Annotated in this window: 17 protein-coding genes; 9 read left to right on the top strand and 8 right to left on the bottom strand. The window is 42.4% G+C overall.

The genetic code is table 11. From position 1 onward, the window contains the following. Positions 1-2 precede the first annotated feature (2 nt). Entirely contained in the window at positions 3-596 is a 594-nt protein-coding gene (locus L1286_RS07220; RefSeq protein WP_235406233.1) for a hypothetical protein, read from the top strand. Between the two features lie 253 nt (positions 597-849). Continuing rightward, a complete protein-coding gene (locus L1286_RS07215; RefSeq protein WP_235406232.1) occupies positions 850-3,660 on the top strand; it encodes a bifunctional aconitate hydratase 2/2-methylisocitrate dehydratase in 2,811 nt (936 codons plus the stop codon). A gap of 131 nt (positions 3,661-3,791) precedes the next feature. On the opposite strand, the gene L1286_RS07210 is transcribed toward L1286_RS07215, so the two are convergent. Next, complete coding sequence (locus L1286_RS07210; protein WP_235406231.1) at positions 3,792-4,655, bottom strand: hypothetical protein; 864 nt, start codon at positions 4,653-4,655, stop codon at positions 3,792-3,794. A 307-nt stretch (positions 4,656-4,962) separates the two neighbouring features. Between L1286_RS07210 and L1286_RS07205 the strand changes: the two genes are divergently transcribed. Then, positions 4,963-5,184, top strand: coding sequence for a hypothetical protein (locus L1286_RS07205; RefSeq protein ID WP_235406230.1), 222 nt, complete (start codon positions 4,963-4,965; stop codon positions 5,182-5,184). A gap of 160 nt (positions 5,185-5,344) precedes the next feature. Next, positions 5,345-5,938 carry a hypothetical protein gene (locus tag L1286_RS07200; protein WP_235406229.1) on the top strand — a complete coding sequence of 198 codons (594 nt, stop codon included), beginning with the start codon at positions 5,345-5,347 and terminating at the stop codon, positions 5,936-5,938. A 55-nt stretch (positions 5,939-5,993) separates the two neighbouring features. On the opposite strand, the gene L1286_RS07195 is transcribed toward L1286_RS07200, so the two are convergent. The 3 genes from L1286_RS07195 to L1286_RS07185 form a co-directional block, all read right to left on the bottom strand. Continuing rightward, positions 5,994-7,157, bottom strand: a complete 1,164-nt coding sequence (locus L1286_RS07195) for an alpha/beta hydrolase family protein (protein WP_235406228.1) — start codon at positions 7,155-7,157, stop codon at positions 5,994-5,996. 82 nt (positions 7,158-7,239) lie between these two features. Continuing rightward, positions 7,240-8,271 (bottom strand): helix-turn-helix domain-containing protein, encoded by a 1,032-nt coding sequence (locus tag L1286_RS07190; protein WP_235406227.1) that lies wholly within the window; start codon positions 8,269-8,271, stop codon positions 7,240-7,242. Positions 8,272-8,487: 216 nt separating this feature from the next. Continuing rightward, a complete protein-coding gene (locus L1286_RS07185; protein WP_235406226.1) occupies positions 8,488-10,515 on the bottom strand; it encodes an EAL domain-containing protein in 2,028 nt (675 codons plus the stop codon). A gap of 233 nt (positions 10,516-10,748) precedes the next feature. Here L1286_RS07185 and L1286_RS07180 point away from each other — a divergent pair, with 233 nt between their 5' ends. From L1286_RS07180 to L1286_RS07170, 3 genes are all read left to right on the top strand, one after another. Further along, positions 10,749-11,882, top strand: coding sequence for a hypothetical protein (locus tag L1286_RS07180; RefSeq protein WP_235406225.1), 1,134 nt, complete (start codon positions 10,749-10,751; stop codon positions 11,880-11,882). 135 nt (positions 11,883-12,017) lie between these two features. After that, entirely contained in the window at positions 12,018-12,737 is a 720-nt protein-coding gene (locus L1286_RS07175) for a PEP-CTERM/exosortase system-associated acyltransferase (RefSeq protein ID WP_235406224.1), read from the top strand. Positions 12,738-12,759: 22 nt separating this feature from the next. After that, positions 12,760-14,727, top strand: a complete 1,968-nt coding sequence (locus L1286_RS07170) for a ThiF family adenylyltransferase (protein ID WP_235406223.1) — start codon at positions 12,760-12,762, stop codon at positions 14,725-14,727. Between the two features lie 57 nt (positions 14,728-14,784). On the opposite strand, the gene L1286_RS07165 is transcribed toward L1286_RS07170, so the two are convergent. From L1286_RS07165 to L1286_RS07155, 3 genes are all read right to left on the bottom strand, one after another. Then, positions 14,785-15,699 carry a sterol desaturase family protein gene (locus tag L1286_RS07165; RefSeq protein ID WP_235406222.1) on the bottom strand — a complete coding sequence of 305 codons (915 nt, stop codon included), beginning with the start codon at positions 15,697-15,699 and terminating at the stop codon, positions 14,785-14,787. 1 nt (position 15,700) lies between these two features. Next, positions 15,701-16,303 (bottom strand): hypothetical protein, encoded by a 603-nt coding sequence (locus tag L1286_RS07160; protein WP_235406221.1) that lies wholly within the window; start codon positions 16,301-16,303, stop codon positions 15,701-15,703. Positions 16,304-16,374: 71 nt separating this feature from the next. Then, entirely contained in the window at positions 16,375-16,971 is a 597-nt protein-coding gene (locus L1286_RS07155; protein ID WP_235406220.1) for a TetR/AcrR family transcriptional regulator, read from the bottom strand. Between the two features lie 176 nt (positions 16,972-17,147). Here L1286_RS07155 and L1286_RS07150 point away from each other — a divergent pair, with 176 nt between their 5' ends. Together L1286_RS07150 and L1286_RS07145 are read left to right on the top strand one after the other, a co-directional pair. Beyond that, positions 17,148-17,369, top strand: a complete 222-nt coding sequence (locus L1286_RS07150; RefSeq protein ID WP_235406219.1) for a hypothetical protein — start codon at positions 17,148-17,150, stop codon at positions 17,367-17,369. A gap of 119 nt (positions 17,370-17,488) precedes the next feature. Further along, entirely contained in the window at positions 17,489-18,532 is a 1,044-nt protein-coding gene (locus tag L1286_RS07145; protein WP_235406218.1) for a fibrinogen-like YCDxxxxGGGW domain-containing protein, read from the top strand. 52 nt (positions 18,533-18,584) lie between these two features. On the opposite strand, the gene L1286_RS07140 is transcribed toward L1286_RS07145, so the two are convergent. Next, on the bottom strand, positions 18,585-19,805 hold the full coding sequence (locus L1286_RS07140) for a phosphatidylserine decarboxylase (RefSeq protein ID WP_235406217.1): 1,221 nt from the start codon (positions 19,803-19,805) through the stop codon (positions 18,585-18,587). Positions 19,806-19,944 lie beyond the last annotated feature (139 nt).

Raw genomic sequence — 19,944 nt, 5'->3', positions numbered from 1 at the left:
CATTGCTTAGTTTTATCAAAAAACAATATTGTTTCGGCTTGGTTCTCGCAACGTTACTGGTGGTAATCGGGTTCGCCTTATTACGACCGGTAACCTTCAAGCTTACGTCATCGCAAGATTACCAAGGGTATTTAGTTCAAGTCGTGGATAAAGGTGGAAACACGATAGAGTCGCATGTTGTAGACTCAACACTGGAGCTGACGTCTCACCAAGTATTACGTTGGATGATTGAAGGCACAACATTAAATGTGGTTCACCCATTAGTGCGAGCGCAAACCATTATGTTAACGCCAAGCATACTACTTAAAGGCATGAATAATCTAAACCTGAGCTGCTGGTGCGCAGACAAAACATACCCTGTTCAACAAGACTTATTGGTTGTCTATGCACATTTTGCCACACTGAAAACGGATTATATTCCCTTTGTTGATGTTGCCATACGCACTAAGTCTGTCGAAGGACACAGCAAAGCCCTTTATATGATGACGGCAATAGCCAGTGCAAGAGAGGGAGCGGCACGTCGTCTTTCAAAAGTGGAGGCAAGAAAGGTGCGTGCAGAGATTGGAGAAATCATTGCGCAATTGTACATAAATTGACTATTGACCTAAATGACATAAGGTTTATGGGGGCCTGAGTAATATTAGTTTGGTAAATGGGAATCATTATCATATAAATGGTATTTATACCGCGCATTAACTTTATAAATTAGCGTAACATAGCGAGTTTAGTGTATTTTGCGGCCCAAATAAAAACTAAAAAGTGCTTTTTAGTTAAATGATTACGAGCGCTTTAAAATAGGGTAAAATAACCCTGTTTTATCTATGCGTATTACTGCCTGACGAGGTTTATATGAGTTTGTATAATGAGTACTTGGATGAAATCCAGACCCGTAAAACGGAACAAGGACTAAATCCTAAACCAATTGATAGCGCAGAGCTATTATCAGAAATTATTGCCCAAATCAAAGACGCTGGGCATGAGCACCGTGAAGATTCTCTTAAATTCTTCATCTACAACACACTGCCAGGCACAACGAGCGCTGCTGGTGTTAAAGCACAATTCCTAAAAGAAATTATCCTAGGTGAAGAGACCGTCGCTGAAATCTCAGCTGACTTTGCATTTGAACTTCTTTCTCACATGAAAGGCGGTCCTTCAATTGCTGTGCTTCTTGATCTTGCACTTGGCAATGACGAAGCAGTTGCGAAGCAAGCTGCTGAGGTACTTAAAACGCAGGTATTCTTATACGATGCGGATACTGCTCGTCTACAAGACGCATTCAAAGCAGGTAATACAATTGCGAAAGATATCCTAGAAAGCTACGCGAATGCTGAGTTCTTCACGAAGCTTCCTGATGTGGCTGAAAAAATCGAAGTGGTTACTTTCATCGCGGGTGAAGGTGATATTTCGACTGACTTACTGTCTCCAGGTCACCAAGCACACTCACGTGCTGACCGTGAACTTCACGGCCAATGTATGATCACACCTGAAGCACAACAAGAAATCGTTGCGCTTAAAGAAAAGCACCCTAACGCGAAAGTGATGCTTATCGCAGAAAAAGGTACTATGGGTGTAGGTTCTTCACGTATGTCTGGTGTGAACAACGTTGCATTATGGGCAGGTACTCAAGCAAGCCCTTACGTTCCATTCATCAACATCGCACCTGTTGTTGCAGGTACAAATGGTATTGCGCCAATCTTCCTTACTACAGTTGATGTAACGGGTGGTATTGGTCTTGACCTTAAAAACTGGGTTAAGAAAGTAGACGCTGATGGCAATACAGTTACTGATGAAAATGGTGACCCAGTATTAGAAGAAGCATACTCAGTAGCGACTGGTACTCTGCTTACTATCGATACTAAAGCGAAAAAATTATTCAACGGCGAAGCAGAGCTTGCGGATATTTCTTCTGCATTCACGCCACAAAAAGTTGAGTTTATGAAAGCGGGTGGTTCTTACGCGGTCGTATTCGGTAAGAAACTTCAAACGCTAGCGGCAGAAACGCTAGGTGTTGAAGCGCCAACGGTTTATGCGCCTTCGAAAGAAATCTCACATGAAGGCCAAGGCCTAACGGCTGTTGAGAAAATCTTCAACCGTAATGCAGTAGGTGTTGCTTCTGACACGCCATTGCATGCAGGCTCTAACGTTCGCGTTAAAGTAAACATCGTAGGTTCGCAAGATACAACAGGTCCTATGACGTCACAGGAGCTTGAAGCAATGGCTGCTTCAACGATTTCTCCACTTGTTGATGGCGCATACCAATCTGGTTGTCACACAGCATCAGTTTGGGATAAGAAAGCGCAAGCTAACATTCCAAAGCTTATGGCATTCATGAACAAGTTTGGCCTTATCACTGCACGTGACCCTAAGGGTATTTACCACTCAATGACTGACGTTATCCACAAGGTACTGAATGACATTACTGTGGATGACCGTGCTATTATCATTGGTGGTGACTCACATACTCGTATGTCTAAAGGCGTGGCGTTCGGTGCTGACTCAGGTACTGTTGCACTTGCACTGGCAACGGGTGAATCGGCTATGCCAATCCCTGACTCTGTAAAAGTGACCTTCAAAGGTAAAATGGCAGAGCACATGGACTTCCGTGACGTTGTACACGCAACTCAAGCGCAAATGCTTAAGCAATTTGGCGGCGAGAACGTGTTCCAAGGTCGTATCATTGAAGTTCACATTGGGACTCTAATGGCTGACCAAGCGTTCACTTTCACCGACTGGACTGCAGAGATGAAAGCGAAAGCATCAATCTGTATTTCAAACGATGAAACGCTTATCAAGTCAATTGAGCTGGCTAAGAGCCGTATCCAGATCATGATCAACAAGGGCATGGAAAACGAAGCTAAGACGCTTCAAGGCCTTATCGACCTTGCTGATGAACGTATTGCAGGAATCAACTCTGGTGAGCAACCAGCGCTTGCACCGGACGACAATGCTAAGTACTACGCTGAAGTGGTTGTTGACCTTGACGAAATCGTTGAGCCAATGATTGCAGACCCTGATGTAAACAACGAAGATGTATCTAAGCGTTACACGCACGATGTAATTCGTCCTGTTTCATACTATAACGACAAGCCAGTTGATTTAGGTTTCGTTGGTTCTTGTATGGTTCATAAAGGTGACATGCAGATCATCGCGCAAATGCTTCGCAACCTTGAAAAGCAAAACGGTTCAATTTCTTTCAAAGCGCCATTGGTTGTTGCGCCACCAACATACAACATTGTTGATGAGCTAAAAGCGGAAGGCGATTGGGAAATTCTAGCTAAGTACGCTGGCTTTGAGTTTGACGATGAAAAGCCGAAAACAGCTGCACGTACTAAGTACGAAAACATCCTATATCTAGAGCGCCCTGGGTGTAACCTATGTATGGGTAACCAAGAAAAGGCTGAGCCTGGTGACACTGTAATCGCAACTTCAACGCGCCTATTCCAAGGTCGTGTTGTAGCTGATACATCAGAGAAGAAAGGTGAGTCTCTACTTGGTTCAACGCCGTTAGTTGTACTTTCAACTGTACTTGGCCGTTTCCCAACTATGGACGAGTATAAAGCTGCGGTTGAAGGCATTGACCTAACAGCGTTTACGCCGCTTGAAGAAGAGCTAACGACTAAGTTTGGTTCTGAGCAAGCAGTACCGGTTAAAGTTGTTTAACCTGTAAAATTTTTGACAGAGAAAAGCGCGTCTTGTACGCGCTTTTTTTATTTATAGTTATGGGATGCGGTATGTGTGGATGGACCGGTTAGACCTCACGCAAGCTTAAATTCATACGCCTTATTTCAGTGCTATCTAGATTGATATACAGAAAAGTTGTTTCGTCTAATTCCCGGGCTTGTAATGGTCAACGTATAGTTGCCGGTATAATTAGCGCGGTATGTTCCTACAACCACTTTGTAGGTGCCTGCTGGTAAATTTGTACGGATCTTAGAATCATATCCTTCCCCACTATCATCGTCTCTTAGGATGTCACCATTGGGTTTGATGAGTGTTAAGTATGCATCCCCAGCATGCCCATCTAAGGAGAGTTCAACATAATCACTGTATTGTTGAGTGAAGGTAAACTCCGGATTGTAAGGGTGGGTGTAGTCCTGGCCACCGGAGTTATGCCAGTTGCCCTGCGCTGCACTTCTCAAATTGAATTGCCATATACTCTGCTTAGGCAATGGGTGATTTGTGCTTGGGTTCGCGCCAAGGGCATCCAAAAATAACTCATTAAACCCCATATCGGTGTAACCCATTGCGCGAAATGAGTCACCTGATGGTCGCACAGAAATCGTGCCATCGGTTAACCAAATTTGCCATTTTTGTGCGCTAGAGCCGTTACAAGGGTTTGAGTTTACCAAGGTGGCGTATCCTTGATCTGTTAGGCATCTGTCGTTATACCTTGATGGAGAAATTGTATAGTAAGGACTTGTTGCAGCATTCACTTTAAATCCTTTTGCGTCTACGGAACCAGACTCTGAGCAAAAAAACAGCTGACGATTCCAGCTTGAAGCGCAGTAATTTCTCCAAGCTGATTGTTTGTAAAGGGAAAAGTTAGGCTGTAACCAAAGAGAGTCATCAATTGTTGCGACACTATCGAGAGTGTGTGCGGATAAACTCGCGGATAAAATAGCAGTTACTGCTAAGGCAATGTTGCATGTATTCATTTGTCTTTCCTTACTGGTTAGGTGTCAGAGTAGAAAATAGGAAAGTCGTAATAATTATTAATTACACAGGTATTACATAGACTTTGTCGTGTAAACGCAGTACTACTTATTGCACCAATCTTTAAACAAGTGGCTTGTGTGGTATGTATTGATCGCGATTAAGACTAAAGTTATTCAGCGTAAATTCGTTTAATGATTACGAGTTTTGATTGGTTACGATGCCGAATGAAGGTTTTGAATAGCGTATTCTGACGACAATATTTGTGCGAGTGACCCAGCCAAACACTGAATGAGGAACTGAAATACCATGCTTGAAACCAACCACTTTTATTTTCAAAGCTACGAGCAGTGGCGCCATGCTATCACAGTAAAGTGCAATATAAAGTTAACCCCTGAGTATGCTCGCAGTCGAATTGCGTCGCTTAGCAATGAGCGTGATCGTCACACTCAAGAGTTTTCTGCTAAGTATGGTGAAGCTTACTTGCAACAGGTGATAGATTGGTTTTCGCGCGCAGAGCAAGAAAGTTAGACCGTACAAGCAAAACGCTTTATTGTGACCCAGATAGGTTTATGCTGTTGAGTACGGTGTGTTTTCGCGCTATGGATCCCAGTGTAAGCATACGTAATATTTCTATCTAGGAAGGTGAACTAATTTTGTAGGGAAATTACATCTGTATAAGGAAGATAAAATGAAAACCTCTGTTTTGTTCATGTTGTTGTTTGCACTACATTCTTATTCACCTCTGATTCAAGCTGCCCAAGTTCCACAAACGGATCTTTTGGCATTCCCGTCAATGCATCATGATGTCAGCACACAAGCTTTTCAGTTTTATACCATGCTAGGTACAGGCACTGGCTGGAAGATAGCAAGATATGAAAATCGCAGACTTGCCACGCATATCCTAAGTGCTTTGAATGCGTCTGAAGATAGGAGTTTATACGGTTTTCAAGCGAAAGATATTGACGGTATGACGATATCCTCTTCTCAGGTTTATGATGTTTACATGAATGGGAATGGTAATAACTGGTATAGCTGTGCGAGTGGCTTTGTTGTAACAGGGATGTATTTTTATGATCGAGGAGACAGAAGTGTTGAGCGGTTCGAATGCACGAGAGTGATAGGAAAGTCGACTGCCTCTACCCATAGCTACAAGTACGCAGATATTAATGGCCCTGTGGTGTGTGGCAAAGTGGATGGCAGAGACACTTACACGACTGGCTTTTATTATCAAGATACCGGAGATGACCGTATTCGCTACATGCGGTGCAGTTACTTTATCTGATTGCGCAAAAGCGTTTAGAGAGGAGTAATACACACAACGTATTACTCCTTGATGTTTACTTGCTGATGATATGAACACCATGCCTTTGAGGCAATACAAATGATTGGTTTGTTAGGTGTGCTTTAAAAAAGGTCGTCATACTTTCTTTGACTATCTGGTGCATGACGTCGGGGTTAACTGCTGAAGGGTAGCCAACAATCCAACGGTTTTGGTCGGTAAAGTCATTGTGCTCACTGCCAATGATAGTGACTAAGTGCGTTTCTGCTTGATTCGCGGTAAACGTACTGTTTAACTGTGAAAAAGGCGTTGATGCGCTTAGTAGCAATAAAGGCTTATTCAAAGGTTGTTGCGCAACAGTACCCAGCACAATGCCATCCATATTGGCTGCGGCTATACAATACGCTATGAGTTGACACCCATTCATGGCGGCACTGCCGCCAAGACTAAAACCCAATGTGCCAATATTACGTAAGTCAATTTGGTGGTCTAAATGCCATTGGTGCCATAACAGCCACTCGTGTGTGAGCTGCACATCTTGCCCAATTTGTGCGGCGACAGTGGTGTCAAAGTAGGTCCTGCCAAGCGGTGTTGTGACGTCTTGCTGCTCTTCTGGCAGATACAAATGAGTCGATTTACCAGTGTTAAATGTCGTGACACCAGCCAGATAAGTGTGGTTGATTGCGACAACGACAAAACCATGGCTTGCTAGGGTCTCGAGCAACTCCCTGTTGTCGGTTTCAAAAAGCCCTAACCCGTGGGAGTAAAAAAGCACAGGCCAACCCGTGCGCTCGTGTTGCGCGATTGGTGCATCCAATATTGACCAAGAAGACATGTCAGATAATTGATGTTGTTCAGGGTGATTAGGTGCATCAGCAGGGCGTAAACCCTCGAGGTAAGCTGCTTGTTTCCCCCATTTGTCAAAATAGGGGTGATAGTTTTGGTTCAATGTATCGGAAGGGTAAAATACGGTAATATGTAAGTTTCGCAGCACGCCTAAAACTGGGCTGACACGGTCTTCTTGATAACTGGCGATATCAAACGTCTTGACGCCTACATTAAAATTGCCAGTTGGCTGTGGGTAGTGATGCTGGTGTGTCCTGCTTTCCTTTTTCGTATCCAATTGATTCATTTGTACAGACTGTTCAGTATCGTTACTGCATGCTCCGAGGACTTGAACGAATACCACGACAGGCCAAAGTTTTCTTTTTATCAAAATCATAAAACACTCCTTAATGAAAATATCAGAGTGCCTTTTTGCAGGAATATTGCGTCTAATTGGCTAAACTGGACGAACGAATTGGCTAATCTTTACTTATCAGAGAGGACTTATACTGCGAAGGAGTCACAGCGAGGTATCGTTTAAATGCGGCGTTAAAAGTCGATTTTGAATTAAACCCGGCTTGTAGCGCAATGTCTAATATGGGCCTAGTTGGGTGGTCGTTGAATAGTTGGCAGGTATACTCGACTCGACGTCGATTGATTAAGTCATAGAACTTCTCTCCAATATGTTGATTTATGACTTGAGATAAAATATAAGGTTTAACTTCCAGCAAATCAGCCAGCGACTTTAGGTTTAACTCGGGATTAGTAAATACCAGTTGTTCATCCAGAAGATGGTAAATCTGTTGTTCAAGCTGTACGTCAATGCTGTTATCTATCTGTTCCATATCATTATTTTTTTCTAAATTAGGGTTGAAACTAAGCAGCGCAGGGTTAAGCAGTAGGGCATAAGCGATGAAAAACATGACAAAACTCATCAGTAGCTGCGGCAACGGTAAGTCAGTTTGAAATACAAATTGAAAAGGGATCGTACTGATGGCAAGAAATAAGCTGGCACAGATCCCCCAAAGTAACCACAGATTTTCTTGATTTAAGTTTGCAAGGTAATCTTTACGGTATTTTTGATAGTGGTAGACCGTCATCGATGACCAAATTGCAAAAAATAAATAGATCAGTACTAGAATATGCCCAGATAAAATGTGTCTTGTTTCTATCGGGGTGCGCTCTGGCGCCAGAAGGAAGTCCAAAACAGAAATATTTAATAGGATCCAGGGTACAAAATAGATAATGATCTGCTTGCGCGAGGGCTTTTTACCTATGCAAGTACGTATAAAAACAAAGTATAAAATGGCGTATATTGCACCCCAACAGGCATTTAGTTTGTTTGATATCCATGCTTCTTGGCGAGCTAAGAGAATAAATAAGTCGGTGGCAAATACAATATGAATGAACATGAGTAACTTAAAATGCGGATGCTGATTTGTTTTCTTCGATAGGAAGGCAACCATCACGAGGCTTTGACTCAATCCAGCGAGCAAGATAGATGAAACCATATTTTCCCTTTGGGATTAAACTATGCGTTATTATTAAACCGTTTTATATGTGTATACCACACCAATGTTGTAAAAAGTATGCTGCTTTCGTTACTAATGAGTTTGATGATCTGGCTTACTGAATCATAAGCATATTCTTGTGCGAATTTTCCTGTTATTTATGATAGGCGTATTTGGATTTACGCGGGAGAGCGCTAAGAATCGCGCGGTGTGCACTCACTCAGGGATATAGTTCTTCACAAAGTCTAGCACCTTATCTTTGGGCATCGCTTTTTCATAGTACCACCCCTGCACGGTATCAACTTTTAAACGCCTAATAAAGTCCAATTGTGTGCGTGTTTCAACCCCTTCGGCTACCAAGCGTTTATTCATTTTGTGTAAAAGATCAACAACATGTGTGTAGAATCCTTCACCATTTGGTGTTTGTGCCTTGTCCAACATGGATTTATCCAGCTTCACGATGTCAATGGGCAGATCTGCAAGCATCGATAGACTTGAATACCCGGTTCCAAAGTCATCGATGACGGTTTTGATTTTGTACTGTTTGAGCTTTTCGATATTTGAAACTACGGTACGTTTGTCACTTAAGTACCCCGACTCAACCACTTCAATTTTTAACTGATCGGGAAATTGCGTGAAGCTGTCACAAACATAGGTAATAAGCTGGTTATCGCTGAGCACTTTGGGATTGACGTTAATGCTAATTATCGGCTTGTAGCTTCTCTTTGCAAAATACAGTAAATCGCGTTGTGCTTGCTCAATCACCCAAGTATCAATAATATCCGTTCTGTCGTGTTTAATGAGTGTTTCTAAGAAATAGGGCCCCACTATTGATCCGTCTGGCTTTTGCAATCTTAACAATGCCTCAAAACCGCGAATATGTTTGGTCTTTTGGCAGATCTGCGGTTGATAAAATAATCTCAACTTACCATTGCTGATTTCCGTCAGTATTTGTTGTAATGCCTTGTTTGAATTTTCAATGTCTCTTCGGTGTGAAAGATAGTCCTGTTCACTTGATTGCCTTAATTGCTCGGCAATATTCAATGTATCACTTAACTTGTTTACGGCATCAATAAAGTGAAATTGTTCACTTTGTTTTTTTAAAAATGGAAAATAAATAAGCGCGTTGGCCGCAATTAATATGATTTGCAGTATCACACCAGAGAAGTTACCTGATACTTCGTAGCCGCTGATTAATGTTGGTAACATCCAGCTTGTACTGACACTCGACACAGATACCCACTGTGCACTGATAGCGAAGTAAGAAACGATAAAGTTAAAGATAGGTGTAATAACAAAAGGGACTAACATGATTGGGTTCAAAAATACCGGTAGTGCAAACAGCACGATTTCACAAAAATTGAAGATCGTAAATGGCAGAGATAACTTTACAATGTTGCGTTCATGGCACCCTTTTTTTAAGAAAAATGCGGCGACTATAAGTCCGGCAAAGCAGCCAGTTCCCCCCATTAAGACAAACGTGTCGTAAAAGGTTTTAGCTGGTAGGTCGGCTAAAATCGGCTGTGATAAATACTCGGCATTAAACAACATATTAAAAGTATTGTCGCCATGGATACCGACAAACCACAAACCATGGATCACGACCATGCGTTGAAAAGTCAGCTCTGCAATAGACTGACTAGTTGGATCTGGGGTAATTAATACCGCGACATGGCTTCCTATGACATTGAGTAAGGGCATAAAAGCGTAAAAGCTAAGAAAAACCAAAAAGAAAGGCAAAATGATGAGTAACTTTTCGCTTAAGAACCGACTAACCTGATGAAAGTAATCCGTAAAGTTTGGCAATGTCTTAATCATGAAGATGAGCAGCAAACTACTGAGGCTAGGGATAATAATGGCATAGGGAGCTGCGCCTGTCGGATTGAGTGAAAACGCACCCTGATCTGAAACGATATAGTGCCCATGCAAAGAGAAACATAACAATGCCAACATGGCTCCGACAATGCCGCTTTGCCCATAGTTTTTGCACACAAAAAAGCCAATTGAAATGGCAACAATAACGGGAAATAAAGCCAAAATTAAAGAGGCGGCATTAAAAGCACTTTCGTATAAAGCGTGTCCTGTGGTGATTATATTGAGCGCCAGAGCGCTGTTAAGAATAAATATGGCCAGTGCACTGCTGACAAAATAGGGTATCAATGAAATGAAGGCCTCTCTCAGCGAGAGTAAATACTTGCTGTGTAAAGTGGCTTTTAAAATGGGCTTCAATCGACGGTAGGACAATCAATATACTCTTTAATGCTCGTAAAGGTAAGTATAATCAGCCTTTATGATTCTGCACGGCTAATTAATGTTGTTAGCCTTTTGCATTGGTTGATAATGATAACGCAACAAGTCATACATCAGAGGTAATTTTCATTCGTTTTAAGCTTTTTAGCTGAAAACCTCCAATTTGCATACGAGTAGATGGCACGCCTTTTGGTTAACTTGGGTGCAATGTTAGGGCAGGAGGTTATATGAACAATGAACAGGTTGCAGAGACACTGAGGTGGACAGAAAAATTAAAGCATAACGTGCGGAATATTTTGTTTGCCATTTTAGGCACGGTCTCTGCTGCGGCTATTCCTGTATGGCAAATTTACTTTGTTGAGACATCAGAGGTGGTCATTGAGTTGGCCTCTATCAGTCGCAATGAATCATCTCGTTTTACTGTCCCACTCGATACGGACGAACTGGCTTTGCTAGAGCCCTACATACCTGAAGAGCAGTTGTATGAGTATAACCTGCAAGGGCGCAGGGGAGATAAGATCGATTATCCAGAATTTACGTTAAGTACATTATTTAGTGCCCATGAAAAAGCAAAACAAGATTTAAAAAATATGGCACTGACAAAAGCCAGTTTACTCAAAAGTATTGCACGGATTGAGGCCTACTTAGATCCATCTAATCATCAATTTCCATTAGTGGAATTCAGAGTCAGTGAGCTTAAAGCGTGGGATTTGAGTAACTATATTGACGACTCAGAAGCGCAATATTTTGAAGAGCAAGTATTGGCAATTACGCGAAATTACTCACAAATGGCTTTCGGTTCGCAAGCGCAACCCGAGATAAACATAGCTGCACTCAAGTTCTTACTGAATGATGTGAAAGAGGATATCAATGACGTGATCCTCGAGTCCAGTATTCGTCATGAGCGACTGCGTGATGATATTCGCAATATTGAGACACAGCTACATAAACTAAAGTCCCAGCAATTAGAACTGTACACTTACTTTGATGTTGAAGTCGTTGCGTCTAATACTGGGCGAGTAAGTACTTCTTTACGACCTTTAGCTTTAATGCGTGTTCAGATCAGTGAGAATAACTATGTCGATATTCGCTTGCAGTTGCAAAACTATACTGAGCAAGCTGAGTTAGCTCCTTCGTCAACAAATATTTTGCGTTATCGCTCAAACGAACTAAACACATTTCCCAGTGAAGATCAGGGGCTCATCAATACATTTTGGGGAAGTACAGGCAGAGTTCGTCTGTATGCGATGGACACCAAACACACGGTATTTACATCCAACCAAATTGCGTTTGTTGATAATCGAAATCAAAAACTGATCATAGATAAACTCAAAGAAGTAGCCACTTTATATATGGAGTAACTGCAAATTTGCCCAGCAAAACCGGTGTTTAAGTTGGCGTGACAAACACCGAATAAAACACGATTTTCACAGATTATGCTTTTCGCCGTCCAGATAAACTCCAAACCATAATAAAATATAAATCAAGGGAGTTTTATGCAGGTTAACTCAATATCTGAGGGATTTGCGCGCGCGTTCACGGTAAAACTGGCTACGACACAAGCCGAGAAGGAGATAGTGTACGGTATTCGTCACCAAGTTTACTGCGCCGAGTTAAATTGGGAGCCAGAGAGTCCATTAAAGCAGGAGTCAGATAAACATGACGAGCGTGCTTTGCATCTCTTACTCAAACATAATGAACGTGATCAATACATCGGGTGCAATCGACTCATCACAAGCCCCATTGGCAATGTTAGCTCATTGCCCTGTGCGCACTATTTAACTGATCCGCAAAGCGAACAGCATCGTCAATTATTTTCCCAAGCTTGTCTTGGTGAGGCATCACGTTTTGCCATATTGCCTCAAGTAAGAAAAAAAGGGTGTGAGACGTTCAAAATCGAAGAGCATATTCGTCCTTTAATGTCTGCGGGCATGTACTTCAGCAACCTTGCGCTTGCAAAAGCATTGGGCTTGGCGGGTGTGCTTATTCTTGTCTCGCCTAAATTGGCTCGAAGAGTCAGCATGCTTGGGCTAGAGCTGGTAAAAATCAGTCCAGACATCGATCATAAAGGAAACCGTGCAGTGTATTTTTTACCGGTCGAACAGTCTCCTTTTTTGCACAAGTCTAACCCCAAAATGCTTGAGTTATACAACACAATTCATACGTTCATTCAGCCACAAGTGGATGGATTTCTGGCGTTAAATCAGGCGAAATAAACTAAGAATAAGGATAAAGAAAATGGCACATAATTTTGACTATGATCTCGCTTTTTCAAGAAATATTGGTTGGGTTACGCAAACTGAGCAAGATGTCCTAAAAAATAAACGGGTTGCGATAGCTGGTATGGGGGGGGTGGGGGGAAGTCACTTATTGGCATTGGTCAGACTCGGGATCACGCAGTTTAATCTTGCAGACTTCGATGTGTTTAATTGTGAAAATACCAATAGACAGGTTGGGGCATCTACGTCCACTTACGGCAAAAAGAAGTTGGAGACCATGATTGAGATGGCCAAAGATATCAACCCTGAAATTGAGGTCAGAGCTTTTCCTGAAGGTGTCACCAAAGACAATGTGGATGCTTTCTTAGAAGGGTGTGATTGTTATGTTGATGCGCTGGACTTTTTTGTTTTGGATATTAGAAGACTCGTTTTCTCGCGGTGTAGAGATGGTAAAATCCCCGCGACGACGGCGGCACCTATCGGATTCGGTACGGCTTACATCAATTTCTTGCCTGACAAAATGTCGTTTGATACGTATTTTGATTTTAAGGGTGACTCAGAGAATGAGCAATATCTAAAATTTTATCTGGGTCTCACACCTTCTAATTTACAACGACATGCTTTGGTGGACGCGACACGGGTTGATTTAGCGAATAAAAAGGGCCCTTCGAATGTCGCTGGGTGTCAGCTGGCCGCTGGGGTAGTTGTCGCACAAGTGGCAAAAATTTTACTCAATAGGGGGCCTATTATTTGCGCGCCTTATAGCCTGCACTTTGATGCTTTTAGCAATAAGCTCAATAAAGTTTGGAGACCTTTTGGCAATAGAAATCCAATCCAAAAACTCGCATTTAAACTGGCAAAAAAGCAATTTAGCGGGCTTGTTCACAGTTCACAAAATAATGATTGTGATGAAGAATCAGGGGCATTAACACTCGCTTGTAAAGTGATTGAGCTGGCGAAGTGGGCCCCAAGTGGCGATAACTGTCAACCTTGGCAATTCGAGTTGCTCGATGCAACCACATTTAATGTGCATGCCAACAATACGCGTGCATCTAGTGTGTATGACTTAGATGGCCATTCCAGTCATATTGCGCATGGCATATTATTAGAAACTATTGAAATTGCGGCCAGTAAATTTGGTTGCAGGGTCGAGGTGCACGTGTCACCGAGTAATGGGGTCAGTGACATCTATAAAATTTCCTTAATACCGAGCGACGCGGTTATCGCTGATCCTCTTCTTGCAAATATTAAAACCCGCACGGTGCAAAGAAAAGCAATGGGCACGCGAGCATTATCAGAGGAAGAAAAGCGCAGCTTAGTAGAGAGCTTACCACCAGGCTTTAAAGTGCAATGGTATCAAAGTACGGCAGAAAAAAGACGTTTTGCGTGGTTAAATGCACACAACGCAAAAACGAGATTGACGATGAAAGAAGCTTATTTGGTGCATGCAGAAATCATCGACTGGGGTAAACAATTTAGTGAAACAAAGATCCCCGAGCAAGCGCTCGGCTTAGATAAAATCACGGCAAGGTTAACCCACTGGTTATTTGAGAGCTGGGAGCGTGTCGCCTTTTTTAACCGCTACTTGTTTGGTACAGTTGCACCACGCCTTCAACTCGACTTCATCCCCGGTATGCGTGCCAGTTGTCACTTTACAATTCATAGCGAAGCGCCAATTGAAAACAGGGGGGATTATGTGGCTGCGGGCAGAGCAATACAACGTTTTTGGCTTAAAACAGATCAACTGCAATTGGGTCTACAACCCAGTATGACACCGCTTATTTTTGCACGATATTTGGAAAGTGACATTGCTTTCACAGAGAGTAGAAACACCGCTTACCATGCTTTTAAAAGTTATTATTTACTTAAAAAAGTAGTTAAAAATCATAACAGTGTCGTTTTCATGGGGAGGCTGGGACGAACTAACAGACCCTTATCTAGATCTGTTAGAAAGTCATTAAGTGCGCTTCTTTTCAAAAGCGCGTAATTGCAAGAATAGGGTGAACTGAGTCAGTGATAGCGTCGTCGTGTGTCACTCAGTTCATCATTGCTTTGTATTTTCTGTGGCTTTATGGCGTTTGCGTTGAGTTTGTTGCCATGCCCAAATTGGCGGCTTATACAGCAGCCTAAACTTATTTGACCATTTTGAAATTACACCCATTTGTTGTGCCAATTTGATGTAACCGCTAAAGAATACTTTAATCGGATTCACGCTATTTAATTGTGGGTAGACACCGTACTTTACTTTTTCTTCTTCTTTGGCAAAGGTGCCGAAGAGTCGGTCCCAAATAATGAAAATGCCCGCATAGTTTTTATCAAGATACTGAGTATTCCTTGCGTGGTGTACCCTATGATGGGAAGGGGTGTTGAAAATAGCCTCGATTGGGCGAGGTAATTTTTTCACGGTTTCGGTGTGTAATAAAGTTTGGTATACCTGCACGATCACCTCTGCAAGCAGGATAATAAATGGATGAAACCCTAACAAAGCCAATGGTAAGTAAAAAAACAGCGGGAACAGCCAGTCTAATGGACCATGGCGATACGCGACTGAAATATTAAAATGCGGTGAGCTATGGTGCACGGTATGCGTCGCCCAGGCAAAGCCATTTTTATGTAAAAAGCGATGTTCCCAGTAATAAGCAAGATCGGCCAATACAATGCAACACCCTATTGTCCATAGAGTCGGTGGTAGTTCAACCAGCTTAAAGTTGTCGTAGACAAAAAAGAATACGGCGATATAGGCAAGCGCGACAAAACTGACCAGCAGCATGAACAAACCCAGTGTAACAAAGTTTGTTATGCTATCACCAAGTAGGTTTTTAGTGATTTGCTTTTTAAAGGCGTATCGCAGTAACTCTACTACAAATAGAGCGAGGGCAATGACAAAAAACCAATCATCGATGAAGGTTTCGAGCCACCATATATCGTCTACAGAAAAAGGCATGATGAGATAATCCACGTTATTGCTCCTTATAGTTCACGAGCACTTCTGTTGCGAGTACCTCACTATTTTCTGACAGGTAATGGATCTCAATGACGTGTTCTAGGTTACGTCGATAATCTATCTCTTGCCAAGCCTTCGATAATTGGGAAGGCGTATATTTTTTCTTTTTCAATAAGTTGCCATATTTTGCGGAAGCAATTGTTGTAGCGGCTTTGGTGTGCGACAAGTCAGTAGTTGCGTATCCGACAGTAACTGTTGCGCTGTCATAGTTAGCCGAAAAGTCACGATAATAGACGTAGATGGTGGTGGGGTTTCGAAGCAACTTTTGATTAAGACGTTTATTGTTGCTCAGTTCGCGCCACAGTTGCTCGACTTGTGAAGTTGCAAGTGTCGCGGTGTTGCCTTCAATCACTAGCTCATCGAATTGCTTCACGGTGTGTCGATTGGTTTTTTCTGGTGAGACAACCGCAACGTTGTTGGCAATGGGTTTAGATTGTGCACTGGTTGTTGGCGGCGCTGGTGCGGTAATAGCGCGCGCAGGTGTTGGCTGCAATAGCGCAACCCCCCATACGGTAAACACAATGGCGCTAGATAATAATATTGACCCGGCTAGTTTCATATCTTGTCCTGAATATGGCAATGAATTAATTCTAGCTTAAATTTCGACTTTTAAATTGTCAATATGAAAATTTATTGGTCGGATTTATTTTTTGTCAATGTGGTACATAACAGTTTGGTGCTAGATTTAAGTTTATGTACTTGGTCCACAAATGTGAGTGGCAAAAATGACTCAGACAATAAGTAGTTAGCATAGATACCATGGGCCACAAGTTCGATTCTTTCATCACAGGCCTCAGTATATTGAGACTTTAAAATATTGCTCACGTGCTCAATAAACTCTGACATTATTTGCGCTTGGTCTGCTTTAATTGGTGGTAACCGTTTCGCTTCTGAGAAAATTGCTTCGCCCACTATCGTGGCATTGATTTGTTCTTTTGAGCCCACAGTAAACAAGGCGTCGATCATAGATTCTGCTTTATTTTTACTTGGTAACCAAGGGAGCAATTGCTGCCATTGCTGCGTGTATTTGGCCCTTAGGCGACTGCTCAGAGCACAAATAATATCGTCTCGGTTACCTATGTAATGGCGCAAAATGGTGCGTTTGACACCTGCAGTTTCGGCAATATTTTCAAGAGAGGTCGCTTGGATACCGTATTTTAAAATGCACGCTTCAAGGGCGTCTAAGATCTCTTCTTGGCGCTGAGCCGCCATACTAGGTCTAGGCATGGTTTTTACCTTTTTTATGATTTTGCATACTATAGCAATGCGGATTTTAATTGTCATGTTGACAATTAACTTGAAGTGAGAGTATAGTTTAAATTGTCAGGTTGACAATAAATGGGCGTTTAAAGACGTGTAGGGCGAAGCAATCACACTATCAGCTTAAGGTAATGAGGGTTGCGATGAAAATTGGAGGTAATATGTTATTTGGTTTCCCTTGGAGTTACTGGTTGGGGTTTGCATTGGTGCTTTGGTTGTTGTTTGATTTGATCCGGGGCGAAGCATATCTATGGCATCCGTATAATCGAAAGGCGCAGCCCGGCATGTATTGGCTGACGATGTTGGTATGGTCTGTGGTAGCAGCGTCTTGCTTCATTTATCCTTATTGGCCATTTTCCTATTAAATTTCTTACCTAGCTGGTGTTAAAAAACTTGTTTGTACCTTATTAAGATATTTATCCCATAAATGTGTATTGTTCACCATTGTAAAATCTAGTAGGCAATTGAATGATAGAGCATATTTATGAATAACACCGTTAAGTTAAGTTTAATAACAGTTGTATTGACGTCGAGCCTAGGTTTAGTGAGCCAAGTGTCAGCTCAAACAGACACTGAGTCACTGCCTCAAGTCGTTGCTGATACGGATTGGCAAGAATCGGCGACCAGCGTGACTACTCTCAAGCAGGTAGGCGTGGGTACATCTACTCCAAACGAGGCACTACATGTTATTGGAAACGCAATAGCTGACGATCCTTTGCACCCGTCTCATTTGGTCACTAAGCGTTATTTAGATACACAAATTCAAAGCATTGCATCTCAATCAGCAGCACAGCAGGAGCAAATACAATCTTTGCAAAATCGTGTAGCGCAGTTGGAAAGTCAGTACCAAACAATGCGTAATGATTACACACAAGTGATTGCACGTTTAAAAGAGGTAGAAGAGATACTTTCACCGACTGGCCGTAATTGTTTAGATATAAAGACACAGCTGCCAGTTGCTGCTACGGGTTTCTACCTGATTGACCCTGATGGCGAAGGCATCGGCGTGGATGCTTTCAAAGTCTGGTGTGATATGGATTATCAAGGAGGTGGTTGGACATTGTTCGCTAACCACAAAGATAATATCGTGAATATTCAAGAAGGTGAGGTGATTTCACCAGCCAGCTTCTCAGTAATGACAGCTCAAAGGTGGCAAGCACTGAGGCAAACTGTGACAGGTGGCATGATGTTTAAAGATGAGCATGGCCGCATTACGCAGATCTATCAGGCTAAAATGAACAATGCGAACTGTCGCAACATTTATACCGACGATAATTTAGCGGCATTGTCCACTTGGGGTGAGTATGGCTTGATCTGGCACCACGAAGATACTCACTGTGATGTATCTTGGGACTTTGCCGGTGTCATTCTCGGCGATAAAGACTCAACTCGTGTTGAATCATATACCTACCAAGGTGCATCAGTTATCCAAGTTCCTAACTCTAAAACACGCTTTGATGTTTGGCCTTATGGCAGTGACGAAAGCTCACGACATCAACAAAATGAGCTACTTTACTTTGTTAAGTAAAAAAGCGTATCGGTATCTCAAAGTGCGTACCGTTGCACTTTGAGATAAACGGTTATTTTTGATGGCCTAGTGCCTGCCTCACCTTTATTAACCTTGGTTTATCAGGTCCCTTGAGCGATTTGTCTGCAACTTTAAATTCAAGGCGTTTGTCTGGTTCAAATGCGAGTAAGATTGAAGAGCCACCGTAGCCAAAATGGCCCATATATTGTCCTCTCTCGATCTTTTCACCAGTACTAATCGCATTAGTGATGCTGCCGACACCCCAAAATCCGATTGCTATCATGGCCACCAAACCTACACTTTCGGTTTTGATAACCCAAACATAACGTTGATGTTTACCGAGCTTTTGGTACCAACCAGCCTTATCACTGGTGGCGGATGCCAAAGGCCCATAAGGATTACTGGGATCGAAATCATCAAAGTCATAATTATAAGCGCCAGCATAGAGCCCTTGTTCTATTACCTGTCCGGTGACTGGTGCGTGAAAGTGATGGTAGTCTGTAAACCATAGCAGGGCGTCAAGTAATGGCCCGCCAATGAATAAACGGCCATAGCCGGGGATGGCCTCAATTAAGTTAAACTCATCGCCCGATTTATTGGGTAGCAAATAGCGAGTATGTTGATTCGACTTTGTGTCTTCACGCGCCAAGTAAAAAATCCCGCCGTCACAAGGTGCGACAACAACGCTGTCTGATTCTGGACGCTCATTGGGTTTTAGGTTTCGTAAAAAGAATTGATTGAATGATTCAAAGCCACCTGAGGGGCTATTAGGATCGGGCCTTTCGTACTCTTTGATATCAAAGGGGTGAGCATGTGTACCCGTGTATTTTATCCACGCGGGTAATGTGGCAGTGGAGTCGGTGCTGTTGATCCAAATGCCATGGCAATCTAAAAAGGTTTTAAACCAATGTCTAAAGCACGATTCGTTCGTCAGCTGAAGGCCTGCTTCTGTATTAACGAAGTAATCCCAATACTCAATGTACTCGCCTGGGTTACTCGGTGATGGCGTATATGTTAGCCATTGCGCGAAAAAATGACTAAGTGTAAAGCCAGGCTGCTGGTAAAGGTAAGGCAACCAGTAGTTGGCAACGTCTTGTCTGCGTGCAATGGTCGTCTCAATGCATAGTTCAGAGAGCGCACCTAAATATAAGTATCTATAATGTGGCTTTTGCTCAAAAATGACTGCTAGCTGGTTTATATGTGCCTCGCAAGCACTTGCATGATCAGACCAAATGTAAGGAGCTGGAAGGGGAATAGGTGTTATGTGTGACATGTTAATACATCCTTATTAAGTCAACTTTTATAGGCCCACAGTCACGTCAAAAACATGTTGAATGGCGATGACATGGTTTTAAGCATGGAGGTTAACGGTTAGTGTAGTTGAAAAACAAAGCGGTGCAGTGTTGTTAATT

Origin of the sequence: Pseudoalteromonas sp. SMS1, from assembly GCF_021530565.1 — a bacterium.
Lineage (GTDB): Bacteria > Pseudomonadota > Gammaproteobacteria > Enterobacterales > Alteromonadaceae > Pseudoalteromonas.
Note: the sequence above shows the minus strand (reverse complement) of the source record. Positions and strands in the feature narration are given on the sequence as shown.

What these genes read in the sequence shown, in the direction of transcription:
- L1286_RS07215 (WP_235406232.1), top strand. Translation starts at nt 850, where the DNA reads ATGAGTTTGTATAATGAGTACTTGGATGAAATCCAGACCCGTAAAACG.
- L1286_RS07175 (WP_235406224.1), top strand. Translation starts at nt 12,018, where the DNA reads ATGCAGGTTAACTCAATATCTGAGGGATTTGCGCGCGCGTTCACGGTA.
- L1286_RS07180 (WP_235406225.1), top strand. Translation starts at nt 10,749, where the DNA reads ATGAACAATGAACAGGTTGCAGAGACACTGAGGTGGACAGAAAAATTA.
- L1286_RS07200 (WP_235406229.1), top strand. Translation starts at nt 5,345, where the DNA reads ATGAAAACCTCTGTTTTGTTCATGTTGTTGTTTGCACTACATTCTTAT.
- L1286_RS07145 (WP_235406218.1), top strand. Translation starts at nt 17,489, where the DNA reads ATGAATAACACCGTTAAGTTAAGTTTAATAACAGTTGTATTGACGTCG.
- L1286_RS07170 (WP_235406223.1), top strand. Translation starts at nt 12,760, where the DNA reads ATGGCACATAATTTTGACTATGATCTCGCTTTTTCAAGAAATATTGGT.
- L1286_RS07205 (WP_235406230.1), top strand. Translation starts at nt 4,963, where the DNA reads ATGCTTGAAACCAACCACTTTTATTTTCAAAGCTACGAGCAGTGGCGC.
- L1286_RS07160 (WP_235406221.1), bottom strand. Translation starts at nt 16,303, where the DNA reads ATGAAACTAGCCGGGTCAATATTATTATCTAGCGCCATTGTGTTTACC.
- L1286_RS07140 (WP_235406217.1), bottom strand. Translation starts at nt 19,805, where the DNA reads ATGTCACACATAACACCTATTCCCCTTCCAGCTCCTTACATTTGGTCT.
- L1286_RS07155 (WP_235406220.1), bottom strand. Translation starts at nt 16,971, where the DNA reads ATGCCTAGACCTAGTATGGCGGCTCAGCGCCAAGAAGAGATCTTAGAC.
- L1286_RS07195 (WP_235406228.1), bottom strand. Translation starts at nt 7,157, where the DNA reads ATGATTTTGATAAAAAGAAAACTTTGGCCTGTCGTGGTATTCGTTCAA.
- L1286_RS07210 (WP_235406231.1), bottom strand. Translation starts at nt 4,655, where the DNA reads ATGAATACATGCAACATTGCCTTAGCAGTAACTGCTATTTTATCCGCG.
- L1286_RS07150 (WP_235406219.1), top strand. Translation starts at nt 17,148, where the DNA reads ATGAAAATTGGAGGTAATATGTTATTTGGTTTCCCTTGGAGTTACTGG.
- L1286_RS07190 (WP_235406227.1), bottom strand. Translation starts at nt 8,271, where the DNA reads ATGGTTTCATCTATCTTGCTCGCTGGATTGAGTCAAAGCCTCGTGATG.